The organism is Variovorax sp. UMC13 (assembly GCF_014170375.1).
Lineage (GTDB): Bacteria > Pseudomonadota > Gammaproteobacteria > Burkholderiales > Burkholderiaceae_C > Variovorax.
On the sequence record NZ_LZZW01000029.1, the window covers coordinates 83,350 to 104,313 of the forward strand.

19 protein-coding genes and 1 riboswitch are annotated in these 20,964 nt (G+C 69.4%); of the genes, 8 read left to right on the top strand and 11 right to left on the bottom strand.

Annotated elements, in window-relative coordinates; genetic code table 11:
- Nucleotides 1-54 precede the first annotated feature (54 nt).
- From clpB to A9977_RS22865, 3 genes are read left to right on the top strand one after another with little or no spacing between them, the layout of a single operon-like run.
- A complete protein-coding gene (gene clpB, locus A9977_RS22855; RefSeq protein WP_183027140.1) occupies nt 55-2,676 on the top strand; it encodes an ATP-dependent chaperone ClpB in 2,622 nt (873 codons plus the stop codon).
- A gap of 5 nt (nt 2,677-2,681) precedes the next feature.
- A complete protein-coding gene (locus tag A9977_RS22860; protein WP_183027141.1) occupies nt 2,682-3,014 on the top strand; it encodes a hypothetical protein in 333 nt (110 codons plus the stop codon).
- A 49-nt stretch (nt 3,015-3,063) separates the two neighbouring features.
- On the top strand, nt 3,064-3,669 hold the full coding sequence (locus A9977_RS22865; RefSeq protein ID WP_183027142.1) for a class I SAM-dependent methyltransferase: 606 nt from the start codon (nt 3,064-3,066) through the stop codon (nt 3,667-3,669).
- A 43-nt stretch (nt 3,670-3,712) separates the two neighbouring features.
- On the opposite strand, the gene A9977_RS22870 is transcribed toward A9977_RS22865, so the two are convergent.
- The 6 genes from A9977_RS22870 to A9977_RS22895 all read right to left on the bottom strand — a co-directional run bounded on the left by A9977_RS22870 (nt 3,713) and on the right by A9977_RS22895 (nt 10,532).
- Nucleotides 3,713-5,497 carry a long-chain fatty acid--CoA ligase gene (locus tag A9977_RS22870; RefSeq protein WP_183027264.1) on the bottom strand — a complete coding sequence of 595 codons (1,785 nt, stop codon included), beginning with the start codon at nt 5,495-5,497 and terminating at the stop codon, nt 3,713-3,715.
- Nucleotides 5,498-5,529: 32 nt separating this feature from the next.
- Complete coding sequence (locus A9977_RS22875) at nt 5,530-6,357, bottom strand: ABC transporter ATP-binding protein (protein ID WP_259652104.1); 828 nt, start codon at nt 6,355-6,357, stop codon at nt 5,530-5,532.
- A 7-nt stretch (nt 6,358-6,364) separates the two neighbouring features.
- Nucleotides 6,365-7,552: an ABC transporter substrate-binding protein gene (locus tag A9977_RS22880; RefSeq protein WP_183027143.1), complete on the bottom strand. Its 1,188-nt coding sequence runs from the start codon at nt 7,550-7,552 to the stop codon at nt 6,365-6,367.
- A 23-nt stretch (nt 7,553-7,575) separates the two neighbouring features.
- Complete coding sequence (locus A9977_RS22885) at nt 7,576-8,613, bottom strand: branched-chain amino acid ABC transporter permease (protein WP_183027144.1); 1,038 nt, start codon at nt 8,611-8,613, stop codon at nt 7,576-7,578.
- Nucleotides 8,614-8,799: 186 nt separating this feature from the next.
- Entirely contained in the window at nt 8,800-9,678 is an 879-nt protein-coding gene (locus A9977_RS22890; protein ID WP_183027145.1) for a branched-chain amino acid ABC transporter permease, read from the bottom strand.
- On the bottom strand, nt 9,678-10,532 hold the full coding sequence (locus A9977_RS22895; protein ID WP_183027146.1) for an ABC transporter ATP-binding protein: 855 nt from the start codon (nt 10,530-10,532) through the stop codon (nt 9,678-9,680). The genes A9977_RS22890 and A9977_RS22895 overlap by 1 nt, the downstream gene beginning before the upstream one ends.
- A 149-nt stretch (nt 10,533-10,681) precedes the next feature.
- On the opposite strand from A9977_RS22895, the gene A9977_RS22900 reads away from it, so the two are divergent.
- The 4 genes from A9977_RS22900 to arfB all read left to right on the top strand — a co-directional run bounded on the left by A9977_RS22900 (nt 10,682) and on the right by arfB (nt 13,917).
- Nucleotides 10,682-11,398: a TetR/AcrR family transcriptional regulator gene (locus tag A9977_RS22900; protein ID WP_183027147.1), complete on the top strand. Its 717-nt coding sequence runs from the start codon at nt 10,682-10,684 to the stop codon at nt 11,396-11,398.
- A complete protein-coding gene (locus A9977_RS22905) occupies nt 11,395-12,177 on the top strand; it encodes an enoyl-CoA hydratase/isomerase family protein (RefSeq protein WP_183027148.1) in 783 nt (260 codons plus the stop codon). Before A9977_RS22900 ends, A9977_RS22905 begins: the two co-directional genes overlap by 4 nt.
- Nucleotides 12,178-12,209: 32 nt before the next feature.
- A complete protein-coding gene (locus A9977_RS22910) occupies nt 12,210-13,394 on the top strand; it encodes an acetyl-CoA C-acyltransferase family protein (protein WP_183027149.1) in 1,185 nt (394 codons plus the stop codon).
- Nucleotides 13,395-13,503: 109 nt separating this feature from the next.
- On the top strand, nt 13,504-13,917 hold the full coding sequence (arfB, locus tag A9977_RS22915) for an alternative ribosome rescue aminoacyl-tRNA hydrolase ArfB (protein ID WP_259652105.1): 414 nt from the start codon (nt 13,504-13,506) through the stop codon (nt 13,915-13,917).
- A 6-nt stretch (nt 13,918-13,923) separates the two neighbouring features.
- Here arfB and A9977_RS22920 read toward each other — a convergent pair whose 3' ends face one another.
- Nucleotides 13,924-15,600: a SulP family inorganic anion transporter gene (locus A9977_RS22920; protein ID WP_183027150.1), complete on the bottom strand. Its 1,677-nt coding sequence runs from the start codon at nt 15,598-15,600 to the stop codon at nt 13,924-13,926.
- An 88-nt stretch (nt 15,601-15,688) separates the two neighbouring features.
- Nucleotides 15,689-16,516 carry a helix-turn-helix domain-containing protein gene (locus A9977_RS22925; RefSeq protein ID WP_183027151.1) on the bottom strand — a complete coding sequence of 276 codons (828 nt, stop codon included), beginning with the start codon at nt 16,514-16,516 and terminating at the stop codon, nt 15,689-15,691.
- Between the two features lie 84 nt (nt 16,517-16,600).
- On the opposite strand from A9977_RS22925, the gene A9977_RS22930 reads away from it, so the two are divergent.
- The gene (locus A9977_RS22930) at nt 16,601-17,848 is read left to right on the top strand and encodes an MFS transporter (RefSeq protein ID WP_183027152.1); all 1,248 of its coding nucleotides are present in this window, start codon (nt 16,601-16,603) and stop codon (nt 17,846-17,848) included.
- A 37-nt stretch (nt 17,849-17,885) separates the two neighbouring features.
- Here the strand turns inward: A9977_RS22930 and A9977_RS22935 are convergent, their stop codons facing one another.
- The 3 genes from A9977_RS22935 to A9977_RS22945 all read right to left on the bottom strand — a co-directional run bounded on the left by A9977_RS22935 (nt 17,886) and on the right by A9977_RS22945 (nt 20,954).
- The gene (locus A9977_RS22935; RefSeq protein WP_183027153.1) at nt 17,886-18,899 is read right to left on the bottom strand and encodes a metal-dependent hydrolase; all 1,014 of its coding nucleotides are present in this window, start codon (nt 18,897-18,899) and stop codon (nt 17,886-17,888) included.
- 88 nt (nt 18,900-18,987) lie between these two features.
- On the bottom strand, nt 18,988-19,500 hold the full coding sequence (locus A9977_RS22940) for a 6,7-dimethyl-8-ribityllumazine synthase (RefSeq protein WP_183027154.1): 513 nt from the start codon (nt 19,498-19,500) through the stop codon (nt 18,988-18,990).
- Between the two features lie 93 nt (nt 19,501-19,593).
- Nucleotides 19,594-19,752, bottom strand: a riboswitch (FMN riboswitch).
- Between the two features lie 107 nt (nt 19,753-19,859).
- Nucleotides 19,860-20,954: a DNA glycosylase AlkZ-like family protein gene (locus tag A9977_RS22945; RefSeq protein WP_183027155.1), complete on the bottom strand. Its 1,095-nt coding sequence runs from the start codon at nt 20,952-20,954 to the stop codon at nt 19,860-19,862.
- Nucleotides 20,955-20,964: the final 10 nt, after the last annotated feature.

Consider the following 20,964-nt stretch of genomic DNA (forward strand, 5'->3'; position numbering starts at 1 on the left):
CGCGCTCTTGAATGGCGCGCGAACAGCCCTATTTTGAATGCAGGAAACACCACCATGCGCCAAGACAAACTCACCACCAAATTCCAGGAAGCGCTCGGCGATGCACAGTCGCTGGCGCTGGGCAACGACAACGCCTACATCGAACCGGTCCACCTGCTCGCGGCCATGCTGCGCCAGGACGACGGCCCGCGCGCGCTGCTCGAGCGCGCCGGCGTCAATGTGAGCGCGCTGGGCCAGGCCGCCGAGGCCGCGATCAAGAAGCTGCCGCAGGTGCAGGGCCACGATGCGGTGCAGGTCGGCCCCGAGCTCAACAAGCTGCTGCAGGCGACCGAGAAGGAAGCCCTCAAGCGCAACGACCAGTTCATCGCGGGCGAGCTCTTCCTGCTGGCGCTGGCCGACAGCAAGGCCGACGTCGGCCAGCTCGCGCGCAGCAACGGCCTGACGCGCAAGAGCCTGGAATCGGCCATCGATGCGGTGCGCGGCGGCCAGGGTGTGAACAGCGCCGACGCCGAAGGCCAGCGTGAAGCGCTCAAGAAATACTGCATGGACCTGACCGAGCGCGCACGCCTGGGCAAGCTCGATCCGGTCATCGGCCGCGACGAGGAGATCCGCCGCGCGATCCAGGTGCTGCAGCGCCGCACCAAGAACAACCCCGTGCTGATCGGCGAACCCGGCGTGGGCAAGACCGCCATCGTCGAAGGCCTGGCCCAGCGCATCGTCGCGGGCGAGGTGCCCGAATCGCTCAAGGGCAAGCGCGTGCTGTCGCTCGACATGGCCGCGCTCTTGGCCGGCGCCAAGTTCCGCGGCGAGTTCGAGGAACGCCTGAAGACCGTGCTCAACGAACTCGCGAAGGACGAAGGCCAGACCATCGTCTTCATCGACGAGCTGCACACCATGGTCGGTGCCGGCAAGGCCGAGGGCGCGATGGACGCGGGCAACATGCTCAAGCCCGCGCTCGCGCGCGGCGAACTGCATTGCGTGGGCGCGACCACGCTCGACGAGTACCGCAAGTACATCGAGAAAGATGCGGCTCTGGAGCGCCGCTTCCAGAAGATCATCGTTGGCGAACCCTCGGTCGAGGCCACCATCGCGATCCTGCGCGGGCTGCAGGAGAAGTACGAGGTGCACCACGGCGTCGACATCACCGACCCCGCGATCGTCGCGGCGGCCGAGCTGGCCGACCGCTACATCACCGACCGCTTCCTGCCCGACAAGGCCATCGACCTGATCGACGAGGCCGCGGCCAAGATCAAGATCGAGATGGACTCCAAGCCCGAGGTGATGGACCGCCTGGACCGCCGCCTGATCCAGCTGCAGATCGAGCGCGAAGCCGTGCGGCGCGAGAAGGACGAGTCCTCGCAGAAGCGCTTCGGCCTGATCGAGGACGAGATCGCCAAGCTGCAGAAGGAGATCGCCGACTACGACGAGATCTGGCAGGCCGAGAAGGCCCAGGCCCAGGGCAGCGCGACCGTGCGCGAGGACATCGACAAGATCAAGTTCCAGATCGAGGAGTGGAAGCGCAAGGGCGACTTCAACAAGGTCGCGGAGCTGCAGTACGGCCAGCTGCCGGCGCTCGAGAAGCGGCTCAAGGAAGCGCAGGAGAACGAGACCAGCAAGGGCAAGTCCAGCGCCCCCACGCTGCTGCGCACCCAGGTCGGCGCGGAAGAGATCGCCGAGGTCGTGGCGCGCGCCACCGGCATCCCGGTCGCCAAGCTGATGCAGGGCGAGCGCGACAAGCTGCTGGTGATGGAAGACAAGCTGCACGAACGCGTGGTCGGCCAGGACGAGGCCATCGGTGCGGTCGCCAACGCGATCCGCCGCTCGCGCTCGGGCCTGTCGGACCCGAACCGCCCTACGGGCTCCTTCCTGTTCCTCGGCCCCACGGGCGTGGGCAAGACCGAACTCTGCAAGGCGCTCGCGGGTTTCCTGTTCGACAGCGAAGACCACCTGATCCGCATCGACATGAGCGAGTTCATGGAGAAGCATTCGGTGGCCCGCCTGATCGGCGCGCCGCCGGGCTACGTGGGCTACGAGGAGGGCGGCTACCTGACCGAAGCCGTGCGCCGCAAGCCCTACAGCGTGGTGCTGCTCGACGAGGTGGAGAAGGCGCATCCGGACGTGTTCAACGTGCTGCTGCAGGTGCTCGACGACGGCCGCCTGACCGACGGCCAGGGCCGCACCGTGGACTTCAAGAACACCGTGATCGTGATGACCAGCAACATCGGCTCGCCGATCATCCAGGCGATGGTGGGCCGGCCCGGCGAGGAGATCAAGGACGCGGTCTGGGACGAGCTGAAGAACTACTTCCGGCCCGAGTTCCTGAACCGGATCGACGAGACGGTGGTGTTCCATGCGCTCGACGCGAAGAACATCGAATCGATCGCCGCCATCCAGCTCAAGGTGCTGCAGGCGCGGCTCGCGAAGATGGACCTGTTCCTCGACGTGTCGCACGCGGCGCTGGCCGAGATCGCCAAGGTCGGCTTCGACCCGGTGTTCGGCGCGCGGCCGCTCAAGCGGGCGATCCAGCAGCGCATCGAGAACCCCTTGTCGAAGCTGCTGCTCGACGGCAGCTTCGGGCCCAAGGACACGATCCGGGTCGAAACCGACCCGATCCAGTCCCCCGGGCAGTTCTCGTTCAGCCACGGTGGGGAACCATCGGCCGAGGCTCTGGCCTAATGGCGATGATGAATTTCGTCCTTCGCTTCATCCTCTTCTGCCTGGGCCTGATCTTCGCAGTCAGCCTGGCGGTGGCCGTGCTGCTGCTGGCGGCGGTCTGGGGCCTGCGCTACGGCTGGGCCCGGCTCACCGGCAAGCCCGTGACGCCCTGGGTCATGCGCTTCAACCCGCGCAGCGGCTTCGACCGCTTCCGCGCCGCGCAGGCGCCAGCCGAGCCCACCGCGGCCGACGTGGTGAGCGCGCGCGCCCGCGGCGAGTCGACGCGCAGCCCGATCGCCCTGGGCGACGCGGGCGAGGTGACCGACGTGTCGGCCCGGCCCGCGACGCGCGGCAACTAGCCCTCCGGCATCACCCAGGACGTGCGGCACGTACAGGTACGATCCGCGCATGGAATCCGCTGATGCCGCCCTCTTCGATGCGTCGTACTACGCGCGCTACTACTTCGACAAGAAGACCAAGGTGGCGGACCGGCAGCATGTCGAACGGCTGGGTGCCTTCGTCAGCTCCTACCTGAAGTACCTGCGCGTGCCCGTGCGGCGCGTCCTGGATGTCGGTTGCGGCATCGGGATCTGGCGCGACATCACGACGCAGCACTTTCCGCAGGCGACCTACCAGGGCGTCGAGATCAGCGAATACCTGTGCGGTCGTTACGGATGGGAGCACGGCTCGGTCGTGGACTACCGGGCCCGGGAGCCCTTCGACCTGGTCATCTGCCAGGGCGTTCTGGCCTACCTGAGCCCGACCGACCTCAAGCGTGCCCTGCGCAACCTCGGGGTGCTGAGCCAGGGCGCGCTCTACATCGAAGCCGTGACGCTCGAGGACTACGAGAACGACGTGGTGGACGAGGACCTCACCGATCCGCTGCTGTTCCGGCACCGCGCCGAGATGTACCGACGCGGACTGACGCGGAAGTTCAAGGAACTGGGCGGCGGGGTCTGGCTCAGCCGAAGCGCCGAGGTGCCGCTCTTCTCGCTGGAAAGCGCCGCGGAGTGAAGCCGCACCGGGTCGCGGTTGCGCGTCGCGAAAGATCCGGACCTCAACGGCTGTAGAGCCGCTCGATCTCGTTCGCGTAATTCTTGTAGATGCTCGAGCGCCGCACCTTCATGGTCGCGGTGACGTCGCCGTCGTCGTGGTCCAGTTCCTTGGCCAGCAGGTGGAACTGCCGGATCTGCGAGACCTGCGCCAGCCTTCCGTTGCCGCGCGCCACCTCGTCGCCGATCAGCCGCAGCACTTCGGGGTGCTCGGTGAGCGAGCGGAAGTTGGTGAAGGGGATGCGCTGCGCCTCGGCCCACTTGCCGACCGTCTCGTAGTCGATCTGGATCAGCGCGCCGACGAACTTGCGGCCCTCGGCCACGATCACGCATTCCTTGATGTAGGGGCTGCCCTTCATCGTGTTCTCGATCTCCGAGGGCGTGAGGTTCTTGCCGCCCGCGGTGATCATGATGTCCTTGAGCCGGTCGACGATGCGCAGCTGGCCGCCGGCCTCTTCGCGCACCACGTCGCCGGTGTGCAGCCAGCCGTCGCGGATCGACTGGGCCGTGGCCTCGTCGTTCTTGTAGTAGCCGGCGAACACCATCTCGCCCTTGAGCAGCAGCTCGCCGTTGTCGCCGATGCGGTGCGCCGTGCCCAGCGTGGGCGGGCCGACCGTGCCGGGCATCACCGCGTCGAGCCGGTGGCCCGTGACCATGCCGCTCGATTCGGTCAGGCCATAGACCTCGACCAGCGGCACGCCCAGCGTGCGGAAGAAGCGCACCACGTCGGGCGCGATCGGCGCGGCGCCGGTCAGCGCCACCCGCACGCGGCGCAGGCCGATGAAATTCTGCAGCGCGCGCAGCACCAGCCAGTAGCTCGCGGCATGGGCCAGGCGGTCGGCCACCGACCATTGCGCGCGCGGCTTTGCAAGCAGCGCCTCGCAGCGCGCCCAGGCGCGCGAGAACAGTGCGCGCTGCAGCCGGCCGGTCTCCTGCAGCTTGATGCTGATCGAGGCGTGCAGCTTCTCCCAGATGCGCGGCACGCCCAGGAAGATGCTGGGCGCCACCTCGCGCAGGTCTTCCTGCACCGTGCGTATCGATTCGCCGAAGTGCACCTGGGAGCCCAGGTAGGGCGGTGCGAAGGCGGTGAGCATCTGTTCGGCCACGTGGCACAGCGGCAGGTACGACAGGTGCGTGGTGTCGCCGTCGAGGCCCAGCCGGTCGACGATGCCCGGCACCACGCCGCGGATGTTGCGGTACGACAGCATCGCCCCCTTGGGCTTGCCGGTGGAGCCCGAGGTGTAGATCATCAGGCCGATGTGGTCGAGCGTCTGGGCGGCCAGCGCGGCGTCGACCACCGAGGCGCCGCCCTGCGCGGCCGATTCGGCGCCCAGGCGCTCGAGTTCGGCGAAGGTCGTGACCTTGTCGCGGTGCGCGGCGTCGAGGTTGCGCAGGCCCTTGGTCTCGATCACCACGATCCGGCGCAGCCGCGGCAGCAGGGCCAGCGATTCGATCACCTTGTCGGTCTGCTCCTGGTCCTCGCAGACGATCAGCTCGATGTCCGCATGGCCGACCACGTAGGCCACCTCGCTGGCCGGGCTGGTCGGGTAGACGCCGACCGTCACGCCGCCCACCATGCCCGTGCCCATCTGCGCCAGCACCCACTCGGTGCGGTTCTCCGACAGCACGCCCACGTGGCCGCCTGGCGTGAGGCCCAGCGCGCGCAGGCCCAGGCCCACATGCTCGGCGCGTTGCGCATAGGCCTGCCAGGTCAGCGGCTTCCAGATGCCGAAGTCTTTTTGCCGAAGCGCGACCTTGGCGGGCTGCAGGCGCGCCTGTTCGCGCAGCATCTGCGGCAGGGTGAGTTCGGGCAGCGTTGTGCTCACGAGAGCCACCTTTTCCTGCGCTTGTAGTGCTTGATGTCGCGGAAGCTGCGCGCCTCGCCGCTGCCGCCCACGCCGAGGTAGAACTCGCGCACGTCGGGGTCGGAGGCCAGGCGCTCGGCGCTGCCGTCGATCACGATCTTGCCGTTCTCCATGATGTAGCCGCGGTGCGCCACGGCCAGCGCCACCGTGGCGTTTTGCTCGACCAGCAGCATCGACACGCCGCGCTCGGCGTTGATGCGCGCGATGATGGTGAAGATGTCCTCGACCAGCTTGGGCGACAGGCCCAGCGAAGGCTCGTCGAGCAGGATCAATTGGGGCTGCGCGACCAGCGCGCGGCCGATGGCCAGCATCTGCTGCTCGCCGCCCGAGAGGTAGCCGGCCAGGCCCTTGCGGCGCTCGTGCAGCCGCGGGAAGTAGCTGTAGACCGCGTCGAAGTCAGGCCTGGCATCGGGGCGGCCGGTGAGCGCGTAGGTGGCGGCGACCAGGTTCTCCTCGATCGTCAGGTCCTCGAACACGCGTCGGCCCTCCATCACATGGCACAGGCCGTCGCGCACCAGCTGCTGCGGTGCGCGCTCGGCCGTGCCGTGGCCGTTGAACTCGATGCGGCCGGCCTCGAGCGCGCCGTCTTCCAGCGCGAGCAGGCCCGAGATGGCCTTGAGCGTGGTCGACTTGCCCGCGCCGTTGCTGCCCAGCAGCGCGACGATCTCGCCGCGCGGCACGGCCAGCGACAGGCCGCGCAGCACCTGCACCACCTTGTTGTAGACGACCTCGATGTTGTTGACATTCAGGACCGTCTCGCCCGCCATGACCGCGCCCGCTTGCATCGTCGGCTTACTTGCTCAAGGAGATCCAGTCGGACGCGGGCACCATCTTCTGCGCCTTCATGTCCGCCTTGTAGACGCGGCCCACCGGGATCGAGTTGCCGCTGATGGTGATCGGCGTGCCGATCAGGCCGCCGGTGTCGAAGTCCTTGATCGTGTTGAGCGCGGCCTTGAGGTTCTTGCCGTCGAGCGGCTTGCCGGCCTCGAGCGTGCGCTTGGCGGCTTCGGTGAACAGCATGGCCGTGAGGAAGCCCTGGGTGTAGGCCGTGCTCTGGTACTCGGGGCGCAGCGCGCGGATCTTGTCGAGCATCGGCGCCTTGGCCGAGGTGTCGTAGTAGTAGCGGTAGGGCATCACGCCCATGAAGCCGTCGGCGCCTTCGCCCATCTTCATGACGGTGGAGCTGTCCATGGTCCAGAAGGTGCCCATCCACTTGCTGGTCATGCCCATCTGCTTGCCCTGCTGCACGAACTCGGGAATGGGCGCGAGGATGTAGCCGTGGAAGATGGTGTAGTCGGGCGCGGCGCGGCGCAGCTTGATGACCTCGGTCGACACGTCGACGCTGCCGGCCGGTGTCATGAGCTTGACCGGCACCGTGAGGCCCAGCTTCTTCGCGGCGGCTTCGCTGGCCTCGATCGGGTCGCGGCCGAACTCGGAGTCGGAGTACACGAAGGCCACCTTGGCGCCCGGCTTCTCCTTGGCAATGTGCCTGAGCAGGATGCCGATCTGTTCGGTGTAGTCGGGCCCGACCAGGAACTGGTTGGGGAACTTGACGGGGTCGTTGAGTTCGGTCGCGAAGGAGGCGCCCGCCATCAGGATCTGGCCGCTGCGGTCGAGTTCGGGGTTGATGGTCTTGGCGAAGCCGGTCGAGTCGCCGTAGTAGAGATTCACCTTGTTCTGGCTGGTGATCTTCTTGTAGGCCGCGACCGAGACGTCGACCTTGTAGCCCGTGTCTTCGGGCACGTAGCGCAGCTTGCGGCCCTTGATGCCGCCTGCGTCGTTGACCATCTTCACGTAGTCGGCCATGCCGGCGTTGATGCCCACGCCCGCGAAGGCGAACACGCCGGTCATGGGGATCGAGCCGCCGATCACGATGTCCTCGTTGGACTGGGCCTGTGCCGCGAAGGGGGCGGCGAGCGCGGCCGAAGCGGCGAGCACGAGCGCACGGCGGCGCAGAGAGGGCTGAAGTGTCTTGTGCATGCTTGTCTCCTGTGAGGGGTGGCTCAATTCCTGAAAGGCCACAGATGGAAAAAGCGGCGCGTGCGCCGCCACACTTCTGCGAGCCCGTGCGGCTCGAACACCAGAAATCCGACGATCAGCAGGCCGAACACCACGGTGCGCACCGGCGAGAGGAACACCGTCATCTCGGTGCCGCCCGGCAGCAGGTCGACGATCAGCTTGAGCAGCTCGGGCACCATGGTCATGAAGATCGCGCCCAGGATGCCGCCGAGGATCGAGCCCATGCCGCCGACGATGATCGCGGCCAGGAAGAAGATCGACATCAGCAGCGGGAAGCTCTCGGGCGTGACCACGCGGAAGAAGTAGGCCCAGAGCCCGCCCGCCACGCCCGCATAGAAGGACGAGAGCCCGAAGGACAGCAGCTTGTAGCGCAGCAGCGGGATGCCCAGCACCTCGGCCGAGATGTCGCGGTCGCGGATCGCGATGAAGGCCCGGCCCACGCGGGTGCGGAACAGGTTGGCCGCGCCCAGCACCATCAGCAGCATCACCGGCACGATCACCCAATAGAGGCGGAAGGAGGTGTCGAGCGGCAGGCCGAAGAACTGCGCCGGCGGCACCGACAGGCCGGTGGTGCCGCCCGTGAGCTTGAGGTTGGCGAACAGGAAGTGGGTGATGAAGGAGGCCGCGATGGTCGCGATCGCCAGGTACAGGCCCTTCACCCGCAGCGACGGGATGCCGACGATCAGTCCCCCCAGCATCGCGACCGTGCCGCCGGCCAGCAGGTTCAGCAGGAAGTGCGTGCCCAGCCGCGTCTCGAGGATCGCGACCGTGTACGCACCCAGGCCCATGAACGCGGCCTGGCCCAGGCTCACCAGCCCGGTGTAGCCGGTGAGGATGTTGAGCCCGCTCGCGCTCGCCACGTTGATCGCGACCAGGCAGGCGAGGTAGAGCCAGTAGTCGCTGGCGATGAAGGGGAAGAGCAGCAGCAGCGCCGCGCCGATCGCGAGCCAGGTCTTCTGCGTGCGCGAGTCGAACAGCGCCGCATCGGCGATGTAGCTTTCCTTGAGGGTGCCTATGCGCATGGGACTGCTCTCTTGTTCTTGAGCGTCTGTTCGGGGCGCGTGCACAGGCCACCCTGCGCACGTGGATGCGCTGGGGTCGCTCCACCGCAGCCCCGTGCCAGGGATACCGCGGAACCGGCTTGGCCGGGCCGCTGGTATCGCCCCCTGGAGGGGGAGGCGCCGAAGGCGCATCGGGGGTGGGTCATCCTAGAGCCTCTCGATCTCGTGCGTGCCGAAGAGACCGTAGGGCCGCACCATCAGCACCAGCACGAGCACGATGAAGGTCGCGAGCAGCTTGTACTCGCCCCCGAGGAAGGTCCCGGCCAGCGCTTCGACCAGGCCGATGAACACCCCGCCGATCAAGGCCCCCAGCACGCTGTCGAGCCCGCCGACGATCACCACCACCAGCACCGACAGGCCGAACACGCCCATGGTCGACGAGATGCCGCCGATGGCGCCGACCATGATGCCGGCCACCGCGGCGATCATGGCCGAGGCGACCCAGGCCAGCGAGAACACGCGCGGCACGTTGATGCCCATGGAATAGGCGGCGGCCTGGTCCGAGGCCGTGGCGCGCAGGGCCACGCCGCCGCGCCAGAAGCGGAACACCAGCAGCACCGCGCCGATGAGGCCGGCCGCGATCAGCGCGCCGTAGGCCACCTTGGGCGCGAGAAAGGCCTCGCCGACCATGATCGGGGTGTTGGGCAGGAACTCGGGCAGCCGGCGCTGGTCCGCGGTCCAGATGATCTCGACCAGGCCCACCAGCACCGAGGCCAGGCCCACCGTCACCATGAAGACCGAGATCGGAGGCTCGCCCAGCAGCGGCCGGATCATGGTGCGCTCGACGATCGCGCCCAGCAGGCCGGTGCCGATCACCGCGCCGATCACCGCGGCCCAGATCGGCAGCGAGAAGGTCGCGGAGAAGGTGAAGAACAGGTAGGCGCCGATCATCAGCATCTCGCCGATCGCGATGTTGACCACCCGCGTGGCCTTGTAGACCAGCACGAAGGCCAGCGCGGCCAATGCATAGAGGCCGCCGCTGGCCACGCCGGTCAGGCTGATCTCGAACAGGTAGGCCCAATCCATCACGCGACTCCCGCGACCGTCTGTTCGCCGCGCAGCTTGCGCCGCAGGTCGCCCACGTCGCCCGCGCCCAGGTAGGCGCGGATCACCTCGGGGTCGGCTTGAACGTGCGCCGGCGCGCCCTGCGCGATGACCTGGCCGAAGTTGAGCACCACCACGTGGTCCGACAGGTCCATCACCATGCCCATGTCGTGCTCGACCATCAGCACCGTCATGCCCCATTCGTCGCGCACGTCGAGGATGAAGCGCGCCATGTCCTCGGTCTCTTCGCGGTTCATGCCCGCGACGGGTTCGTCGAGCATCAGCACCTTGGGCTGCATCGCCAGCGCGCGGGCCATCTCCACGCGCTTCTGCAGGCCGTAGGGCAGGGCGGACACCGGTGCGTGGCGGATGTGGTCGATCTCGAGGAAATCGATGATGCGCTCCTCCACATCGCGCCGCAGTTCGGCCTCTTCGCGCCGCGCGCGGCCCACATAGAACAGCGCCTCCAGCACGTTAGTCCTGAGGTGCGCGTGGCGGCCCAGCTTGATGTTGTCGAGCACCGTCATGCCGCGGAACAGCGCGATGTTCTGGAAGCTGCGCGCCAGGCCCAGTTTCGCGCGTTGCGGTGCCGGCGTGCGCGTGATGTCGGCGCCCTCGAACAGCACCCGGCCCGCCGACGGCCGGTAGAAGCCCGAGATGGTGTTGAACAGCGAGGTCTTGCCCGCGCCGTTGGGCCCGATCACCGCGGTGATCGAGCCCGGCTGCACGCTGAAGCCCACGCCCGTGAGCGCCTTGACGCCGCCGAAGGCCAGCGTCAAGGCCTCGACCTGCAGCACCGGGGCGGCAGGGGCGGGGACGGCGGCGGGCTGGGGCATGGTTTCCAAAAGAAAAAGAGGGGCCGGTCGACGAGGGTTTGCGTGCAAAGCGCGAAAATCTACTTGTCCGTAGAATTTCTACTCGTCGGTAATGTCGCTGTTGCTTACGCTTCACGGCATCCGGACTTTCCCGCGCTGACCTCCACACCATGGCTTCTTCCGCCCTTCGCTCCAAAGCCGCCGCCGCCTCCCCCTGGGAGCCCGCGAGCGCGCGCGCGCTGCAACGCGAGGTCAAGCGCAACGCCGTGCTGCAGACCGCCGCCCAGCTCTTCAACGAACGCGGCTTCCACGCCACCTCGCTCGACGACATCGCCGAGCGGCTGCACGTGAGCAAGCCCACGCTGTACTACTACGTCGAGGGCAAGGACCAGATCCTGCTGGAATGCGTGCGCATCGCGCTCGACCTGATGCACGAGGGCATCGAGGCGGTGCGCCGCGCGGGCGGCAGCGCCATCGACCAGCTGAAGGCCTGCATGCGCATCTACACCGGTGTGGTCACGCAGGACTTCGGCATGTGCGTGATCCGCATCGGCGAAGACCCGCTGCCCGAGCCGCTCAAGACCGAGCTGCGCCGGCTCAAGGCCGGCATCGACCACCAGTTCCGCCGCCTCATCGCCGACGGCGTGGCCGAGGGTTCGCTCGCGCCCTGCGACCCGAAGATGGCGGCCTTCATGCTGGCCGGTGCGCTGAGCTGGGTCGGCCGCTGGTACCGCGGCGACGGCGCGCTCACGCCCGAACAGATCGCCGACCAGGGCATCGCGCTGCTGCTCAACGGCGTGCTGCAGCGTCCCGCGCCCGCAGCGCCCGAGACCGCCTCCCCGCCCGCTGCCCAGCGGGCCCGCAAGAAGAAAGAAGGACAAGCATGAACAACGATTCCCCCCTGCTGGTGGGCCGCGACGGCGACATCGCCACGCTGCGCTTCAACCGGCCCTCGGCGCTGAACGCCATCGACGTGCCGATGGCCATCGCCTTCCTGGCCGCGGCGCGCGAACTCGCGGCCGACAGGAGCGTGCGCGCGGTGCTCCTGAGCGGCGTGGGCAAGGGCTTCATGGCCGGCGGCGACCTGGCCGTGCTGCAGGCCGACCCGGTGCAGGGCGCGGCCGACCTGATCGGTCCGCTGCACGAGGCGCTGACCGTGCTGGGCGGCATGGACGCGCCGCTGGTCGCGCAGGTGCACGGCGTGGCCGCGGGCGCGGGCCTGAGCCTGATGCTGCAGGCCGATTTCGTGCTGGCGGCCGAGGGCACGCGCTTCAACCTGGCCTACGTCAACATCGGCGCCAGCTGCGACGTCGGCGCCTCCTGGGCGCTGCCGCGGCTGGTGGGCCTGCGCCGCGCGCTCGAGATCGCGATGCTGGGCGAGATGTTCGACGCGGCCGCGGCCGAGCGCATGGGCCTGATCAACCGCGTGGTGCCGGCCGCCGCGCTCGAAGCCGAGGCGCTGGCCTTCGCGCGCCGCCTGGCCCAGGGACCGACGGTGGCGCTGGGGCGCCTGCGCCGGTTGATGCGCACCTCGTTCGAGCGCGACCTCGCGGGCCAGCTCGACGCCGAATCGGCCGCGTTTCGTGAATGCGCGAGCAGCGATGATTTCAAGATCGGCATCGACGCCTTCTTCGCCAAGACCAAGCCGGCCTTCAGCGGCCACTGACCCCTTTTCAACTTGCAGCAGGAGAACAGACCATGACTTCCCCCGACATCTTCGTCGTCGGCACCGCCCGCACCGCCATCGGCACCTTCGGCGGCGCGCTGAAGGACGTGCCCAACACCCAGCTCGCCACCACCGCGGTCAAGGCCGCGATCGAACGCAGCGGCGTCGCGGCCGATGCCATCGGCCATGTGGTGATGGGCAACGTGATCCCGACCGACGTCAAGGACGCCTACCTGAGCCGCGTGGCGGCCATCGACGCGGGCTGCCCGATCGAGACGCCGGCCTTCAACGTCAACCGCCTCTGCGGCTCGGGACTGCAGGCCATCGTGTCGGCGGCCCAGGCGATCGCGCTGGGCGACTGCGACATCGCGATCGGCGGCGGCTCGGAATCGATGAGCCGCGGCCCCTACTTCGACACCGCGGCCCGTTTCGGCGCGCGCATGGGCGACGCGGTGCTGGTCGACTACATGCTGGGCATCCTGCACGACCCGTGGGAGAAGATGCACATGGGCATCACGGCCGAGAACGTGGCCGCGCGCTACAAGATCTCGCGCGAGATGCAGGACGCGCTGGCCGCGCAGAGCCAGCAGCGTGCCGCCGCCGCCATCGCGGCCGGCCGCTTCAAGGAACAGATCGTCCCGGTCGAGGTCAAGACGCGCAAGGGCGTGGTGCTGTTCGACACCGACGAGCATGTGCGCGCCGACACCACGGTCGACACGCTGTCGAAGATGAAGCCGGCCTTCAAGAAGGACGGCCTGGTCACGGCCGGCAACGCCTCGGGCATCAACGACGGCGCGGCCGCGGTGGTGCTGGCCAACGGCGAGCGCGTGAAGGCGCTGGGCCTGAAGCCGCTGGCGCGGCTGGTGGGCTATGCGCATGCGGGCGTCGAGCCGGCCTACATGGGCATCGGTCCGGTGCCGGCCACGCGCAAGGTGCTGGAGCGCACCGGCCTCAAAGTGAGCGACCTCGACGTGATCGAATCCAACGAAGCCTTCGCGGCGCAGGCCTGCGCGGTGATCCAGGAGTTGGGCTTCGACCCGGCCAAGGTCAACCCCAACGGTTCGGGCATCTCGCTGGGCCACCCGGTGGGCGCGACCGGCGCGATCATCACCACCAAGGCGATCGCCGAACTGCACCGCACGGGCGGGCGCTATGCGCTGGTCACGATGTGCATCGGCGGCGGCCAGGGCATTGCCGCGATCTTCGAAAGAATCTGAGCTCTCCCCCATGGCTTGCGCACTTCGTGTCGCAGCGCCTACCCCCTTCCGGGGGCAACACCAGCGGCCCGGCATAGCCGGTTCCGCGGTGTTCCTGGACAATCGCCGGATGATGCCGCCTCGCCTTTCCATCCCCATCGACCCCGACGAGGTCGAACTGAGCGCGATCCGCGCGCAGGGCGCGGGCGGGCAGAACGTGAACAAGGTGTCGAGCGCGGTGCACCTGCGCTACGACATCCTTGCGAGCTCGCTGCCGCCCGACGTCAAGGAGCGGCTGCTGGCGCTGCGCGACAGCCGCATCACGCAGGAAGGCGTGCTGGTGCTCAAGGCCCAGCAGCATCGCACGCAGGAGATGAACCGCAACGACGCGCTGGCGCGGCTGCAGGCGGTGGTCGACAGCGTGGCCGCGCCGCCGCGCGTGCGCCGCGCGACCAAGCCCACCTACGGCTCGAAACAGCGGCGGCTCGAGGGCAAGAGCCAGCGCTCGGAAATCAAGAGCCTGCGCGGCCGCGTGCAGGACTGAGCGTCGTCAGGCCTCGGCGGCCGGCTCGGCCAGCGCCGCCAGCGCTTCGGCGTCCGTGCCGAACACCCGCAGCATCGGGCCCGGCGTCAGCAGCCCGGCCTTTTCCAGCACCGTCTGCGCGGGCAGCTTGAGCCCGATCACCCACAGCGAGAGGCCGCGCGTTTCCATCGACTGTCGGATGCTGCCGAACACCTCGGCACCGGTGATGTCGATGCGGTTGATCGGCTGCGCGAACAGGCACAGCGTGCCGATCGCCGGATGGGCCGCGAGCTGCTCGGCGACCGCGCGCTCGAGCGTGCTGGCCGAGGCGAAGTCGAGTTCGGCGTCCATGCGCAGCGCGCAGACGTCCTCGCGCAGCGGTGGCAGGTGCCACAGGTGGCGGTCGCGCAGCCGGCCGTCGGGGTGCAGGCCGACCTCGATGATGCGCGGGTGCAGGTGGCGGTACATGTAGTGGCTCAGGCTCATCGCCAGGCCGGCCAGCACGCCCCAGTAGATCGCGGGCGCGGTGGCGATGGTCAGCGCGAAGGTGGCGATCGCGGTGCCGGCCTCGATGCGCGAGACACGCCACAGCGCCACGAAGGCGGCCGGCCGCACCAGGCCCAGGATGGCCGTCACCACCAGCCCGGCCAGCACCGCCTGGGGCACGTGGTAAAGCAGCGGCATCAGCCACAGCAGCGCGACGCCGATCAGCACCACGCAGACGATGGTGGCCCAGCCGGTCTTGGCGCCGGCGTAGAGGTTGATCGCCGAGCGCGAGAAGGAGGAACTGGTGGCGAAGGCTCCGCACAGGCCCGAGGCGATCTTGGCCAGGCCCTGGCCGATCAGGTCCTGGTTCTCGTTCCAGAGCTTGCCCGAACGGCCGTTGTCGACCTTGGCGCTCGAGGCCGTCTCGAGGAAGCTGACCAGCGTGATCATCAGCGCCGGCAGCAGCAGCGCGCCGAAGGTCTGCAGCGAGATGGCGCCCGGCAGGTAGGGCGCGGGCAGGCCGGTGGGCAGCGCGCCGATCACCGCGCCGCCGCGCAGCGCATAGCCCAGCGCCGCGCTGACGACGGCGCCCAGGCCCACCACCAGCATCGCGGCCGGCAGCCGCGGCCAGCGCTGCTTGGCGGTCCAGAGGATGGCCATGGTGGCGAGGCCGAAGGCCATGGCCGTCCAGTCGGGCGGCGGGCCGGCCAGCCATTGCGCCATTGGCCGGCCGGTGAAGCCCAGCAGCGCGGGCAGCTGCGACAGGGCGATCAGCACCGAGGCGCCCTGCGTGAAGCCGATCAGCACCGGCGAGTTGACCAGCTTCAGCAGCCAGCCGAAGCGCATCACGCCCATCAGCAGCTGCAGCGCGCCCGACATCAGCGCCAGCCACACGGCCAGCGAGACCCAGTCGGCGCCGCCCGGCACCGCCAGCGGCCCGAGCGAGGCGCCGATCAGCAGGCTGGTGAGCGCGGTCGGCCCCACCGACAGCCGCGCCGAGGCGCTGAACAGCACGCCGACCAGCGCGGGAATGAAGGAGGCGTAGATGCCCGTGACCAGCGGCATGCCGGCCAGCGCCGCGTAGGCCACGCCCTGCGGCAGCACCAGCATCGCGACCGTGAGCCCGGCCATGATCTCGCCGCGCAGCGTGGCGCGGTCGGGGCGCGGCCAGCCCAGGAAGGGGAGCCAGGTGGCGAGCCGTGCGCGGTTCAGCGCCATGGCATGAAGGGCCTGCGGCGGCCGGGACCGGAAGAGAGGAAGTGCACCGGCCGATGATACGGAAAGCGGGTGGCGCGCCGGCGTCGGCTCAGGCGCGCCTGCGGTGCTGGAAGGCGGTGGGCGAGCGGCCGGTGGCGGCCTTGAACATGGCGCAGAAGGCGCTGTCGGTGGCATAGCCGCTGGCGGTCGCGACCTGGCTCACCGCCATGCCGCGGGCCAGCAGCGGCAGCGCATGGGCCATCACGGCCTGCTGGCGCCACTGCTGCCAGTTCATGCCCAGCTGGTCGCGGAACAGCCGCGCCACCGTGCGCTCGCTGGCGCCGATGGCCTGCGCGCGTTCGGCCAGCGTGGCGCGGTCGGCCGGGTTGCGCAGCAGCGCCTCGCAGAGCTGGCGCAGGCGCTTGTCGGCGGGCAGCGGCACGTCGATGCGGATCTGGGTGGCGCGCTCCATCTCGTCGATCAAAAGCGGGGCGATCATGCGTTCGCGCTGCGGCGCATGCGGGTCGGCGGGCGGCTGGCCGTCGGGCGTGGTGTCGAGCGCGAGCATCAGCGCGCGCAGCAGCGGGCTGATCTCGAGCACCTGCGGCCGCTCCCAGCCGGGGGCCAGCCAGGTATGGAGGTAGACGGTGCGCAGCTCGGCCTCCTCGATCAGCGTGACGCTGTGGGGCACGTTGGCCGGCACCCAGAGCGCGCGCGAGGGCGGCACGATGTAGCTGCCGTCCTGCGTGCTGAGCCGGACCACGCCGCGGGTCGAGAAGGTCAGCTGCGGCCAGGGGTGCACATGCAGTTCGACGAAGGTGTCGGCATGCAGGAACTGCTCCTTGGCGCGCAGCGGCCGCACCGCGTCGGGCGCATAGAGGTGCGGCGTGAGCGGCCCCACCACGGTGACCGGGTGGCCGGCTTTGGCGTCTGTCATTATTTCGACAAATGTTGTCCCAATATCGTCATTCTGCCGCGTTCGGCTGACCTACGATAGCCGGACCTCTTTTCCGCCCCTGCCATGTCCACCTCTTCCCCTGCCGGTGCGCCGCCCGCGACCACCCTGCGCACCGACGCCCAGCTGATCGGCCTGGTCGGCCTGGCGCATGCGATCAGCCATTTCAGCCAACTGATCCTGGCGCCGCTGTTCCCCTGGCTCAAGGACGCCTTCAACGTCAGCTACACCGAACTGGGCGCGGTGCTCACGGTCTTCTTCGTGGTCTCGTGCATCGTGCAGGCGGCCTCGGGCTTCATCGTCGACAAGCTCGGCCCGCGGCCGGTGCTGTTCGTCGGCCTCGGGCTGCTGGGCCTGGCCGGCTTCGGCTATGCGATGGCGCAGAGCTACTGGATGCTGCTGGCCAGCGCGGTGGTGGCGGGCGTGGGCAACGGCGTGTTCCATCCGGTCGACTACACGCTGTTCAACCGCAAGGTCGCGCCCACGCGCTTGGGCCATGCCTACAGCGTGCACGGCATCACCGGCAGCCTGGGCTGGGCGCTGGCGCCGGCCTTCGTGGTGCCGCTGGCCATGGCTTTCTCGTGGCGCATCGCGCTGGCCGCGGCCGGTGCGCTGGCGCTGGCGGTGCTGCTTGTGCTGTGGCTCTACCGCGGCGTGTTCACGCTCGACGTGAAGGCCGTGCAGAAGGCCACCGGCCAGGTGGCGGGCGCGGCCGGCCAGTTCGATTTTCTGCGCATCCCCGCGGTCTGGATGTGCTTCGGTTTCTTCTTCTTCTACGCCATGGTGATCAGCGTGGTGCAGACCTTCGCGCCCGTGGCCGCGGGCCACCTGCACGCGGTGCCGGTGACGCTGGTGGCGGTGTGCCTCACGGTCTACATGGTGGGCAGCGCGGCTGGCATGGTGATCGGCGGCTTCCTGGCCTCCGACCCCTCGCGCTGCGAGCGCATCGTGGGCGTGGGCTTCGGCATCGCGGCGGTGCTGGCGCTGGTGCTGGCCTTCGCCGACTTCGCGCCGGTGCTGGTGCCGGTGCTGTTCGGCGCCATGGGCTTCGCCTCGGGCATCGCCGGCCCCTCGCGCGACCTGCTGGTCAAGCGCTCGACGCCGGCCAACGCCACCGGCCGCGTCTACGGCGTGGTCTACGCCGGGCTCGACATCGGCCAGGCCGTGGCGCCGCTGGTCTTCGGCCGGCTGATGGACAACGGCCGCTACACCGCGGTGATCGTCGGCCTGGCGATCGTGCAGGGGGTGCTGATCGCCAGCGCCTTCAACGTGCGCCGCGTGCGGCGCGAGGCGCTGGTGCCGGCTTCGGCCTGAACGGCGCCCGGATCGGAAGCTCGGCCCGCGCCGAGGGTCAACGGGACGGTTCGGTCCAGATGCGCCGCCACAGCGCGCCGAGGCCATCGGTCGGCGCCTTCCACGCGAACTGCTTCGGCGCCACCGCCTGCCAGTGGCCGTCGACGCGGCGCGCGACTTCGAACTGGAAGCTGTAGCTTGGCTCCTGCCCCATGCGCAGGTCGGACAGCACCAACGCGCCCTCGGCATCGACCTGCGCCCGCATGAAGCCGCCGTTGAACCACTGCAGCCGCCGCACCGCGGGCAGCTCGCGTGCGTCGGCGAGCGCCTTCACGTCGGAGGCATGGGCGGTGAACACCATCGGCCCGCGGTCGGCCACCAGCGAGCGTTCGCCGACCAGGTAGCCGGTGGGTGTCATCGCGATCACGCGCCACAGCAGGATGTTGAAGGGGGTCGGCGTGGCGAGCCGCGGCGCATCGGCCAGGCCCATGCCGGCCAGCGTGCGCGCGGCGGCGCGCTCGACCTGCTGCTGGGCCAGCAGCGAGGCCCCGAGGTAGGCGCTGCTCAGCACCAGGCCGGCGACCAGGGCACGCTGGGCCGATGCTTTTTCGGCCAGGCACCAGGCGACGACGCAGGCCAGCAGCAGCCACAGCGTGTAGCCGAGGTCGATGATGAAGATGCTCGCCCAGGCCACCGGCGCGGAAGGCAGCGGCCACCACAGTTGCGTGCCGTAGACGGTGAAGGCATCGAGCAGCGGATGCGTGAGCAGCGCGGCCTGCATGGCCCAGAACCAGCGCGCGGGCGCATCTCTCGTCCGCCCTTGGCCAAAGCGCAGGAACAACCACCAGACCAATGCGCCGACGAAGGGCAGCACCAGCAGCGAATGGCTGAAGCTGCGGTGCATCGTCATCAGTGCCACCGGGTCGTCGGTGAACGGCCGCAGCAGGAAGCTGTCGAGATCGGGCAGCGTGCCGAGCGCGGCGCCCGCGAGCAGCGCCGCGCGGCGATGGCGCGCGGGCGCAATGGCCGCGGCGGCCGCGCCGCCTAGAAGTATCTGGGTGAGGGAATCCATGGCGCGATCCTAGTGACCGCGCAGGCCCACCCCCGGCGCATCGGGCCGCGACCCGGTGTGGGATCGCGCCCCGGGATCGGTTTCGTGCTCAGGCCGCCAGCAGCGCCTCGACCTGGCGCAGGCCATCGAGGGTCTTGAGGCAGGCGTCGGCGGCTTCGGTGCCCTTGACCGCGAAGTGCGCGTGGAAGTACTTGCGGTGCTCCACATGCTCATGGAAGTGGTGCGGCGTGAGCACGGCCGACAGCATCGGCACGTTGGTCTCCAGCTGCAGCGACATCAGCGTGCTGACGACGGTGTTGGCGACGAACTCGTGGCGGTAGATGCCGCCGTCGACCACCAGCGCGCAGCCCACGATGGCGGCATAGCGGCCCGACAGCGCAAGTCGCTTGGCATGCAGCGGGATCTCGAAGGCGCCAGGCACGTCGAGCACGTCGATGCGCTCGCGCGGGAAGCCCTGGCGCTGCATCTCGGCGAGGAAGGCGTCGCGCGCCTGATGCACGATGTCGGAGTGCCACTGCGCCTCGATGAAGGCGACGCGCTGCGCTTCGGAGTTGTCCGAGTTGCCGATGGCGGAGAGGGGAAGGTCGTTGATCTGACTCATGGTGTGCCCTTGAAAGCAGGTTTCCTGAATCAGGGCGCACGAAGCCGCAGCCGCGGCGCGCGCCAAAAAAAGACGCGCGGCCACGCCGACGGTTCGCGCTCTCTTTCATCCGGACTGTGACCGTCGGCCCCGGAATCACACCGGATCTGCTGACCCTGCCGCACACAGGGTGCACGGCAGGCGCTCGCGGGCTTGTGCGAACGAGTCGCCATCACCGCCGGTGGGGAATTGCACCCCGCCCTGAGAACGCTTGTCGCCCGGCGAACCGGACGACGCACCGATTCTAGAAGCCCGGCCGAGGGCGTTGTTGTCGCCCGCGCGCCAGACCTTCGGCCGCGGGGGATTTTTCGGGGGCGCGTTCAGCGCGGCACGAGGAACTGTGTCATGCGCTGCAGTTCGTCGTCGAGCGCCGCGCGAAAGGCCGCGCCGCGCGGTGGCGTGGCGGCATAGCCGAAGCTCGGCTGCAAGGGCCCGCCGGGCGCACTCACGTTGGCCCAGCCGATCACCTGTTCGTGCCACAGCATCGGCAATGCGTAGTAGCCGAAGCGGCGCTGCGGCGCGGGCGTGTAGGCCTCGAACTTGTAGGTCCAGCCCCAGAGCAGTTCGAAGCGGCGCCGGTCCCAGACCACCGGGTCGAAGGGCGCAAGCAGGCGCAGCGCATCGTCGGGCGCGTGGCGCTTGGAAGCCGGCTTCTCGTCGGCGGGCCAGTACCAGGTCGTGCCGTCGATGCGGCAGCTCGCGAGTTCTTCGTCGCGCGCGATGCGCAGCGCGGCCTGGGTCTGCGCGGCGAGGTGCGGCGCGCCGTAGCCCAGCAGCCGGACCAGGTAGCTCAGGCTCGCGGCCGGCAGCGGTGCGTACTTGCGCACCACCAGCGCGATCAGCGCCGCGGCGCGCTGCGCACGGCCCGCGGGACTGTCGTCGGCCGGCGCATGCGCCACGGCCGCGTAGACGCGGGTGCCGCTGTCGCGCCGCACCACGCGCAGCAGGCCGCGGTAGTGCAGGCCGTCGAGCAGCTGGGTGGAGGCATTGCTCGCGCCGCCCCAGTAGTTGGTCACGCGGCCGTGCGCGAAGTGCAGCTCGACCTGGCGCGGATGCACCGGGCCGTGGGCCTGCACATAGGCCAGCACCTCGGCCGCCTTGCGCTGGGTGTCGGCGTCCCAGGCGCGCCTGGCTTCGCGCGGGTGCATCAGCGCCAGGTGCTCGCGCGGCAGGAAGCCGTAGTTGACCAGGCAGTCCTCCTCGATCGCGAGCCGGCTGTAGCGGCTCTCGAGGTCGCCCGCGCGGTAGTCCTTCACGCGGTGGCGCAGGGTCAGGTCCTGCGCGCGCGCGGGCGCGCGGATCGGGTCGGCCTGCACGAAGCCCAGCCGGCGGATCGCGGCAGGCAGCGTGGTCGGGGTGAAGAGGGTGCGTGCCACCGCGTCGCGGCGCAGGTCGTCGAGGGTGGGCTCAGCCATGCGGTGCATT

Bases quoted from the DNA above. Each gene is read 5' to 3' on its own strand.
- clpB (WP_183027140.1), top strand. From the start codon at position 55: ATGCGCCAAGACAAACTCACCACCAAATTCCAGGAAGCGCTCGGCGAT.
- A9977_RS22860 (WP_183027141.1), top strand. From the start codon at position 2,682: ATGATGAATTTCGTCCTTCGCTTCATCCTCTTCTGCCTGGGCCTGATC.
- A9977_RS22865 (WP_183027142.1), top strand. From the start codon at position 3,064: ATGGAATCCGCTGATGCCGCCCTCTTCGATGCGTCGTACTACGCGCGC.
- A9977_RS22870 (WP_183027264.1), bottom strand. From the start codon at position 5,497: ATGCTGCGCGAACAGGCGCGCCTGCAGCCCGCCAAGGTCGCGCTTCGG.
- A9977_RS22875 (WP_259652104.1), bottom strand. From the start codon at position 6,357: ATGCAAGCGGGCGCGGTCATGGCGGGCGAGACGGTCCTGAATGTCAAC.
- A9977_RS22880 (WP_183027143.1), bottom strand. From the start codon at position 7,552: ATGCACAAGACACTTCAGCCCTCTCTGCGCCGCCGTGCGCTCGTGCTC.
- A9977_RS22885 (WP_183027144.1), bottom strand. From the start codon at position 8,613: ATGCGCATAGGCACCCTCAAGGAAAGCTACATCGCCGATGCGGCGCTG.
- A9977_RS22890 (WP_183027145.1), bottom strand. From the start codon at position 9,678: ATGGATTGGGCCTACCTGTTCGAGATCAGCCTGACCGGCGTGGCCAGC.
- A9977_RS22895 (WP_183027146.1), bottom strand. From the start codon at position 10,532: ATGCCCCAGCCCGCCGCCGTCCCCGCCCCTGCCGCCCCGGTGCTGCAG.
- A9977_RS22900 (WP_183027147.1), top strand. From the start codon at position 10,682: ATGGCTTCTTCCGCCCTTCGCTCCAAAGCCGCCGCCGCCTCCCCCTGG.
- A9977_RS22905 (WP_183027148.1), top strand. From the start codon at position 11,395: ATGAACAACGATTCCCCCCTGCTGGTGGGCCGCGACGGCGACATCGCC.
- A9977_RS22910 (WP_183027149.1), top strand. From the start codon at position 12,210: ATGACTTCCCCCGACATCTTCGTCGTCGGCACCGCCCGCACCGCCATC.
- arfB (WP_259652105.1), top strand. From the start codon at position 13,504: ATGATGCCGCCTCGCCTTTCCATCCCCATCGACCCCGACGAGGTCGAA.
- A9977_RS22920 (WP_183027150.1), bottom strand. From the start codon at position 15,600: ATGGCGCTGAACCGCGCACGGCTCGCCACCTGGCTCCCCTTCCTGGGC.
- A9977_RS22925 (WP_183027151.1), bottom strand. From the start codon at position 16,516: ATGACAGACGCCAAAGCCGGCCACCCGGTCACCGTGGTGGGGCCGCTC.
- A9977_RS22930 (WP_183027152.1), top strand. From the start codon at position 16,601: ATGTCCACCTCTTCCCCTGCCGGTGCGCCGCCCGCGACCACCCTGCGC.
- A9977_RS22935 (WP_183027153.1), bottom strand. From the start codon at position 18,899: ATGGATTCCCTCACCCAGATACTTCTAGGCGGCGCGGCCGCCGCGGCC.
- A9977_RS22940 (WP_183027154.1), bottom strand. From the start codon at position 19,500: ATGAGTCAGATCAACGACCTTCCCCTCTCCGCCATCGGCAACTCGGAC.
- A9977_RS22945 (WP_183027155.1), bottom strand. From the start codon at position 20,954: ATGGCTGAGCCCACCCTCGACGACCTGCGCCGCGACGCGGTGGCACGC.